Here is an 8,475-nt window from a genome sequence, read left to right on the forward strand (position 1 = left end):
CTCGGGGGTCAGGTCACCACGATGCTCCAGATCCCCCGCCGTACCGTCCAGGTGCGGCTGCGGACGGGGCCGACGGGGGCGCCGTCGACGAGGTAGTGGAAGTCGGGGCCGGAGACGGTGACGGTACGGGCGCGGGCGAGCACGGGATCGGCCGTGCGGGCGGCGGGCACGAGGCGCACCCCGGCATAGCCGGAGGTGTCGGGGCGCGGTGCCGTGGACGGTGCGCCGACCGGGCCGAGCGGGGCGCGGGTGGGAGAGGGCGTGACGGTGAGGGAGCGCAGGGGGGTGGTGAGGTCGGCGAGGAGTTCCCCGTCCGCCTCGATCCGCAGCCCGGCCCGTACGCCGCCACCGGGCGCCTGTCCCGGCTCCCCGCGCAGTCCTCCGCGTATCCGCTGCCACCAGCCGCGCGCCCCGCCCGGCCACCGATTCGCCATCCCCGCCCGGGCCGCGCCGTTTCGGGCAGCTCCCCCGCGCGCGCCTCCGGCGCCATCCGTCCCCGGCCGCCCCGCCTCCTCACGAGCACCCCGGGCGCCGCCCGCTTCCTCGCGGGCCGCTGCTGCGCCGCGCGGTTCGTAGCGGGTCGGTGTTGCGGCGCTCGGTTCGTGGCGCGGTGCTGGCGTGGCGCCCGCTTCGTCACGGGTTGCGCCTGTGCCGCTCGGTTCGTGGCGTGGTGCTGGCGTGGTGCTCGCTTCGTCGCGGGCTGCTGCTGTCCAACCCGCTTCGTCATGGGTTGGGCCCGTGCCGCTCTGTTCGTCGCGGGCCGGTGGTGCGGAGCTCGGTTCGTCGTGGGGTCCTGTCATGCCGCCCAGTTCGTTGCGGGGTGCTGCCGCGGCGCTCGCTGCGTTGTGGACCGCTGCTGTACCGCTTGAATCCGCGCGGGTCGCTGCTGTGCCGCCTGCTTCTTTGCGGGGTGCTGCTGTGCCGCCGGCTTCCGCGCGGGTTTCTTCCGCGCCGTCCGCTTCGTCGCGATCTGCCGCCGCAGCGATCGCTTCCTCGCGGCCTCCCGTCCTGCCGCGCCCTGTTTGCGCGCCGCCCGGCTCCGTTCGGGACGCTGCCTCCCATGACGCTTCCGCGCCGCCCGTCCTCCGGCGAGCGGACCTTCCCAGGGCCGTTTCCGTGCGCGCTGTTCCCGCGTCGCTCGTTCCGCGACGCGTCGATTCCTCTCCTGGCGCTCCCGTGCCGGGTGCTCGGTGGCGCGCAGGGGTCGCGCCCTTTCCGGGGGATCGTCCGGTGCCGGGCGTGGTCTGTGCCTCGGGCTCTGTCACGTCCGTGGCGCGGACGCCACGTCGGCGGAGCGCGCCGCCCCGGCCGCGCGCGGCGGGGACCGGCAGTTCGAGGGCTCCGAGTACGACACCGTCGCTGTCGTCGACGAGAAGGTCACGCGCGACGGGTCGCCCCTCCAGTACGGCGCGCGCCGCCGCGACCGGATCGACGGGCACACCCAGTGCCCGGGCGAGCGCGACGCCCGCTCCGTCCCCGGCCAGTACCGGTACCCACCCGACGACCCGTCGGCAGGGCTCTTCGCTCGGCGAGCCTCCCGTCCGCCGCCCCGCCCTGCCTCGCGTCTCCTCGGTTCCGTCGCGTCGGCCCTGGGGCCCCCGGGACCTCGTGCCGCCCCACGGACCTGGCCCACCCGGGACGTTCGCCCCGGAGCCGTGTGCTTCCGCGTCGCCCGTGCGCGAGCCCTGTGCCTCCGGGCGGGGTGCCCCAGGGGCATTTGTCTCCGAGTACGCGGCCGGGCTGTCGCCGTTGCGGACGCGGTTGCTCCGTGCGCCGTGCACCCCCGGGCCCCGGCCCCCGGGAACGTGCTTGCGAGGGCCGTCCGCTTCGGGGTGACCCCGTCGCGCGCTCCCCGAAGGGCGGTCATCACCGGAGAATCCGTCCCTCGGCCCACCATCCATCTGCCCGTCCTGCGTGCGCCGCTCGTCCGCCGTGGGCGAGCCGTTCTGCGAGCGCGGCTCATCCTTCGCTCGCGAGCCGTCCGCTGACGGTGAGCCGTGCTCCGTGCGCGGCCCGTCCTTCGTCCGCGAGTCGTCCGCTGTCGGTGAGCTGTTCTGCGTGGGGCGTCCGTCCGTAACCGGTGAGCCGTGCTCCGTGGGTTGCCTGTCTGCCGTCCGCGACCCGTACTCCGTGCGCCGCCTGTCCGCTGACGGTGAGCCGTGCCCCGCGCGCGGCCCGCCCGTCATCCGTGAGTCCCCGCCCGTGCGCTGGCCATCCCTCGTGCGTCGGCCGTCCTCCGCGCCTCGCTCCGTGCGCCCGTCCGCAGTCCGCGACCTGTCCGTCTCCGGCCGGGGCGCCCCGGTGGCGTCCCCCGGGTTGTTCCCGGTCAGGGGGCGGCCGTGCGTGGAGCCGCTGCCAGCTGCGCCTCCGACCCGGGCGCCACCCTGAACGTCACGCGCTTGGGGGCTCGGGTGTCCGCCCCTCTCACCGGTTGGTCCGTCCGGCCCCGGCCCCTCCGCCTCCGGCCCCTCCGCCTCCGGCTTCTCCGCTCCCGCCCGTGCTCGCGGAAGCCCAGAGCCCGGTCCGTCCCGGCCGTCCGTTTCCGGTCCACCCCCCGGCGAACCCCCGCTCCCGGCGCGCGCCACCCGTCCGCCGTCCGCTCGTCCGCCGTCCGTCAGCCCGTGGTCCGCCCCTCCGCCGTCCGTCCATCCGCCTGCCAGTCCTCCGCGCGTCGACGCCCCCCAGGCCCCGGTGTCCTCCGCATCCTCCACGCGTGAGCCGCCGCCCGAACCGCGCCCCGCCTGGCCGGCGCCGTCGGCATCCCGGGCCTCGTCCGTGATCCAGGTACTGCCCGCAGCCCCGGCGCGGTCTCCCCCCTTGCCGCCGTCCGCAGTCCTGGCCCGGTCTGCGCCCTCGGCACTGATCACGTCTCCGGCTCCGTCCGCACCCTTGGCGCTTCCCGGAACCCCTGCACGGCCCGCACTTTTGGCACGGTCTACGCCCTCGTCCGCATCCCCGGCCTCGTCCGCGCCCCGGGCACGGCCGGCGCCGTCGCTGCCGCCCGCGATCCCGGCCTCGCTCGGGCCCGTGGCCCGGTCCCCGCCCCGAGTGCCGTCCGCACCCTGGGCCCCGTCCGCACCCCCGGCCTCGTCCACACCCCTGGCGCGCCCCGCTCCCTCAGCACGATCCGCACCGTCGTCGCCGCCCGCACTGCTGGCACGGTCCGCACTCCTGGCCCGCTCTGCGCCCTCGGCACCGATCGCGCCTCCGGCTCCGTCCGCACCCTTGGCGCTTCCCGGAACCCCTGCACGGCCCGCACTTTTGGCACGGTCTACGCCCTCGTCCGCATCCCCGGCCTCGTCCGCGCCCCGGGCACGGCCGGCGCCGTCGCTGCCGCCCGCGATCCCGGCCTCGCCCGCGCCCGTGGCCCGATCCGCACCCCAGGCACGGCCCGCACCCTCACCACCGCCCGCGCCCTCGCCGCCGCCCACGCCCGCCGCCCGGTCCGCCCCCCGGACGCCGCCCCCGGCGCCGTCCCCGTCCCCAGCACCGTCCGCGCCCCACGCACGGCCCACACCCCCGGCCTCATCCGCACTCCAGGCACGGCCCGCACCCCCCACACGACCCTCGCCCCCACTCCCAGCCCCGCCCCCCGCGTCCCCCGCGTCCCCCACATCCCCCGCGTCCCCCGCGTCCCCCACATCCCCCGCGTCCCCCGCCCCCAGCATCCGCCCCCGGAACAGCGTCCCCACCGCTCTGACCAGGGCCGTGTCGTCGCCGACGACGATCACGCGGCGGCGGCCCGCGCGGCGTACCGCGTCGGCGTACTCCTCGGGGGTTTCGGGGAGGCAGATCTTCACTTCGGCCCCCGCGGCCAGGACGTCGCGGGCGATGCGGACGGACTCGCCGTCCGCGCGGCGGGCCGTGGGGTCGATCACGAGCAGCAGGGAGGGGGCTGGGTACGCCGAGGGCTCTGGAGCCGACACCGCTGTCCTTCCTCGGGTCGTCGGGTAGCATCTTTGTGCAAGAGCCCCTTGCGCTATTGCGCCAGGGGCTTCGTCTATTCCGGGGCACCGGTCCGACGGCTCGCGGCCGAGGAAGGCCGCCGGTACCTGCCCGCGCACGACGCGTCGCGGCACGTACCGGAAGACGGTGTACGCCGTAACCACGTACGCCCCGACCATGGACATGCCCCACCCGGAAGGGGTGTACGCCTGTGCCCGCACTTGTGCTGCTCGGTGCTCAGTGGGGTGACGAGGGCAAGGGGAAAGCGACCGACCTGCTCGGCGGCTCGGTCGACTACGTGGTGCGCTACCAGGGCGGCAACAACGCCGGCCACACGGTCGTCGTCGGCGACCAGAAATACGCGCTCCACCTGCTCCCCTCCGGCATTCTGTCGCCCAACTGCGTGCCGGTCATCGGCAACGGTGTCGTCGTGGACCCGGCGGTCCTGCTCTCCGAGCTGAGCGGGCTGAACGAGCGCGGCGTCGACACGTCGAAGCTTCTGATCAGCGGAAACGCCCACCTCATCGCGCCGTACAACGTGACGATGGACAAGGTCTCGGAGCGCTTCCTCGGCAAGCGGAAGATCGGTACGACCGGGCGCGGCATCGGCCCGACGTACGCGGACAAGATCAACCGCACCGGTATCCGCGTCCAGGACCTGTACGACGAGTCGATCCTGCTCCAGAAGGTCGAGGCGGCCCTCGACATAAAGAACCAGATGCTCGTCAAGCTCTACAACCGCCGCGCGATCGACGCCGAGCGGATCGTCGCGGAGCTGCTGGAGTACGCGGAGAAGCTGCGTCCGTACGTCACGGACACCTCGCTCGTGCTCAACAAGGCGCTGGAAGAGGACAAGGTCGTGCTCATGGAGGGCGGCCAGGGCACGCTCCTGGACGTCGATCACGGTACGTACCCCTTCGTGACCTCCTCGAACCCGACCGCGGGCGGCGCCTGCACCGGTTCCGGGGTCGGCCCGACGAAGATCAGCCGTGTCATCGGCATCCTCAAGGCGTACACGACGCGTGTCGGCGCGGGCCCGTTCCCGACCGAGCTGTTCGACGAGGACGGCGAGGCGCTGCGGCGCATCGGCGGCGAGCGCGGTGTGACGACGGGCCGCGACCGGCGCTGCGGCTGGTTCGACGCGCCGATCGCCCGTTACGCGACCCGTGTCAACGGCCTCACGGACTTCTTCCTCACGAAGCTCGACGTGCTCACCGGCTGGGAGCGCGTCCCGGTCTGCGTGGCGTACGACATCGACGGCAAGCGCGTCGAGGAGGTCCCGTACAACCAGACCGACTTCCACCACGCGAAGCCGGTCTACGAGTACCTGCCGGGCTGGAGCGAGGACATCACGAAGGCGAAGTCCTTCGCCGAGCTGCCGAAGAACGCGCAGGCGTACGTGAAGGCGCTGGAGGACATGTCCGGCGCCCCGATCTCGGCGATCGGGGTCGGTCCGGGCCGCGACGAGACGATCGAGATCAACTCGTTCCTGTAGGACGCGGCGCCGGTGCGAGCCGGGGCGGCGCCCGGTGCGAGCCGGGCGCCCGGGGACCCCTTCCCCGTGGTGGGCGAGCACGCGCGCACCACGCGGAGGGGGTCCTTTTCGTTCCGACGCCCCGTTCCGCCGCCCCGTTCCGGCTCCCGTTCCGCCCTCCCCGGGCGCACGCGCCGCACGCTCCCGCCGGGAGCCGGGCTCACGCCAGTTCCAGCAGCTCCTTGAGGCGGGTCAGGTCCGCCGTGACCATCTCCGCGTCGCGCGCGAACTCCTCGTCCGTCGCGTCGGCCGGGCGGCGGAGGGTGAAGACGAGGAGGCTCCCGGCGCCGTCCGTGATGACGCGGACCGGGTTGTTGACGACCTCGCCGTCCGGCAGGGTGACGTCGTGGTCGAGGACGCCGAGGTCGTTCGGCGGGACGAAGGCGACCGTGACGCGGCCCATGGGGGCGTCCGGGGCGACCCACGCGTCCCCGTCGCGCTCGATGGAGCCGCCAAGGCCGAGTGCCCAGGCGGGCAGGTTCGCGGGGCCCGAGGCGTAGGCGTAGACGTCGTCGCGGGTACGGTCGATGTGGATGCCCAGGTGGCGGGCGGCGCTGTGTGCCATGGCGCTGACGGTAACGGGAGTGCGGGGGCGGGGTCTTGAACGTTTCGGACGCGTGGCGCGACGGGAGCGCGGGGGACGGGGGCGGCGGGGGCGCCGGGGTGCGGATCGCCGCGTGCCGTGCGGAGGATGTCGCGCCGCTCGACGCGCACCTGCCCTCGGGCGTGGCCACCTCCTTCCACGCGCGCCGCTTCGCGCGGCAGCGCGCGGGCGGCAGTACGTACCTCGTGGCCTGGGCGGACGGCGTGCCGGTGGGCAACGGCGAGATCCGGTGGGGAGGTTGCGCGGCGCCGGAGGTGCGCGAAGCGGTCGGGGAGTGCCCGGAGCTGAACGGGCTCGACGTGCGGGCCGAACTGCGCGGCCGGGGCATCGGTACGGCACTGATCCACCACGCCGAGGCGCTCGCCGCCCGCCGGGGCGCGCCGCGCCTCGGCCTGGGCGTCGACGACACGGGCAACCCACGCGCGGCCCGCCTCTACGCCCGCCTCGGCTACCGCCCCGCGCTCCGCTACCTGGACCGCTGGACGTACGTGGACGAGGACGGCACCACGCACGAGCGGGCGGACCCGACGGTCTTCCTGGTCAGGCCCCTCGGCGGCGGGACCGCCTGAGGAGCCCCGCGCCCTTCCGTTCCCGCGCTCACCCGGTCTTCCCCTCCACCACCCCGCAGCGTCCTGCCGTCTCCGGTGCGGCACAGGGCAGTTGGCGCTGGCGGAGGATCGCGTTCGCGCCCGGTCCCGTCGTCAGGTAGCCGAGGAAGCCGGCCGCCGGGGAGGTCTCCGGCGGGGTGCCGTAGGTGTACGCGTACTCGACCGCCGTGAAGGGGTAGCCGAACGTACGGGCCGTCGGGGCCGTCCCTCCGATCGTCAGCGCGCGGACCTCGCGCGGGAGCGTGTCCGCACGGCGCTCCGCGTAGCCGATCGCGCCGGGAGTGTCCGCGACCCTGCGCAACAACGCCTCCGTGGAGGGGAGTTCGCAGCGCAGGAGCGGGACGCGGGGGTTGGTACGGGTGCGGCAGTCGGGGGCGGTCACCTGGGGTTCGCCCTCGCCGAGCAGCGTGTGCTCGAAGGTGGCGCGGGTGCCGGAGCCCGAGGTCCGTGAGACGACGGTGATGGGCAGGCCGGGCGGCTTCGTGCCGGGCTTCCAGCCCTTGAGCTGCTTCCAGCCGGTGACGTCGCCGCGGAAGATCGCGCGGATGTCGTCCCGGCTCAGGTCGCGGCGCCCGAGCTTCGCGTTCACGACGACCGTGAACGCCGTGAGCGCGACGGGGCGGCGGCTCAGCCGCGGTGCCGCGCCGGTCGCCGGGCCGTCCGAGAAGGCGATCACCGAGGGGAAGCGGCCCTTCGCCGCGAGGCCCCGTTCGGTCAGCGTCTCGATGCCCTCGCCGCTCCCGGCTGCGGCCACCTCCACCCCGGCCCCGGGGCACTCCTTCTCGTAGGCGCGTGCCGCGTCCCGTACCGCCGGGGCGAAGGCCGTCGAACCGGTGAGCGTCAGGCGGCCCGTCGCGCAGCCGAGCGGGAGCCGCGGCCGGGTAGCAGGATGAGGGTCGTGAGGACGCAGACGAAGGCGGTGAGCGCGCTGATGATCACCCACGCCCAGCGGGACAGGAGCGGGGGAGTGTCGTCCGGGCCCAGCGCGCGGTTCGGCGTGACGCGGCCTTCGAGGAGGCCGCCGCGCACCGTGACGGGGTCGCCGGGCGCGCCGCCGTCGAGCAGGACGAGCAGTTTGTAGTACTCACCCCGGCCCAGCGGCACGCGCGGGATCTTCAAGGTGCCCTCGCCCCAGGCGAGTCCGGCCCCGGGTGTGAAGTGGGTGGCGAGGTGATCGGAGCCGGGCCGCTGGGTGACGTCGAGACCGCGCACCCGCCTGCCGGTGAACTCGGCTGTCAGGCCGTGGAGTTCGTGCCCGGTGTAGTGGGAGCTGTCGAGGAACTCGGCGCCGTCGTTCTCGACGCGGAGGAGGACGAGGCTGAGCACACGGCCGTGCGGGACGCGGCCCTCCCCGTCGGGCCCGTCCTCGCCGAGCCCGTCCAGCAGGCCGAGGCCGCCCGGCGTGACGCGGCCCGCCGTGCGGGCGTCCGCCCTGGCCCGTACCGGCATGTCCACCTGTACGCGGTAGCCGAGGTGGCGCCGGCGCGGGACCCGGCGCTCGTACCAGAGCAGGACGATCGAGGCCGCGACGCCGAGCACGGCCGTACCGATCGCGACGACGTTCTCCGCGCTGAACCAGTCCACAGCACGCTCCCCCCGGAGGCCGGCCCCGGGCGCCGGTCCCCCCGTCCCCGGCGCCTCGGGGCGTACAACGTAAGCGGCGCGGGGCGGGGGAGGGGGCGCGGGAACCGAGTCTCGGCCACTGTTCCCCGCCTGTTCGCCGGTGAGGGAGAACGTTCAGTTCCGGTTGTGGGGGCGGGGGTGCCGGGGTGCGGAGCGGGGGG

6 protein-coding genes are annotated in these 8,475 nt (G+C 75.0%); 2 read left to right on the plus strand and 4 right to left on the minus strand.

Going from position 1 to position 8,475, the window contains the following annotated elements:
• Positions 1–8: 8 nt before the first annotated feature.
• Positions 9–434 carry a hypothetical protein gene (locus tag SSBG_RS15545; RefSeq protein ID WP_234010752.1) on the minus strand — a complete coding sequence of 142 codons (426 nt, stop codon included), beginning with the start codon at positions 432–434 and terminating at the stop codon, positions 9–11.
• A gap of 3,722 nt (positions 435–4,156) precedes the next feature.
• Between SSBG_RS15545 and SSBG_RS15555 the strand changes: the two genes are divergently transcribed.
• The gene (locus SSBG_RS15555) at positions 4,157–5,440 is read left to right on the plus strand and encodes an adenylosuccinate synthase (RefSeq protein ID WP_008747054.1); all 1,284 of its coding nucleotides are present in this window, start codon (positions 4,157–4,159) and stop codon (positions 5,438–5,440) included.
• A 199-nt stretch (positions 5,441–5,639) separates the two neighbouring features.
• Here the strand turns inward: SSBG_RS15555 and SSBG_RS15560 are convergent, their stop codons facing one another.
• Positions 5,640–6,044, minus strand: coding sequence for a polyketide cyclase (locus SSBG_RS15560; protein ID WP_008747055.1), 405 nt, complete (start codon positions 6,042–6,044; stop codon positions 5,640–5,642).
• Between the two features lie 35 nt (positions 6,045–6,079).
• On the opposite strand from SSBG_RS15560, the gene SSBG_RS15565 reads away from it, so the two are divergent.
• Positions 6,080–6,652 carry a GNAT family N-acetyltransferase gene (locus tag SSBG_RS15565; RefSeq protein WP_037869861.1) on the plus strand — a complete coding sequence of 191 codons (573 nt, stop codon included), beginning with the start codon at positions 6,080–6,082 and terminating at the stop codon, positions 6,650–6,652.
• A 28-nt stretch (positions 6,653–6,680) separates the two neighbouring features.
• Here SSBG_RS15565 and SSBG_RS34770 read toward each other — a convergent pair whose 3' ends face one another.
• Both SSBG_RS34770 and SSBG_RS34775 read right to left on the minus strand, forming a co-directional pair.
• Complete coding sequence (locus SSBG_RS34770; protein WP_234010546.1) at positions 6,681–7,634, minus strand: PstS family phosphate ABC transporter substrate-binding protein; 954 nt, start codon at positions 7,632–7,634, stop codon at positions 6,681–6,683.
• Positions 7,532–8,275, minus strand: a complete 744-nt coding sequence (locus tag SSBG_RS34775) for a hypothetical protein (protein WP_234010547.1) — start codon at positions 8,273–8,275, stop codon at positions 7,532–7,534. Before SSBG_RS34775 ends, SSBG_RS34770 begins: the two co-directional genes overlap by 103 nt.
• Positions 8,276–8,475: the final 200 nt, after the last annotated feature.

The sequence above is a fragment of the Streptomyces sp. SPB074 genome, assembly GCF_000154905.1.
Lineage (GTDB): Bacteria > Actinomycetota > Actinomycetes > Streptomycetales > Streptomycetaceae > Streptomyces.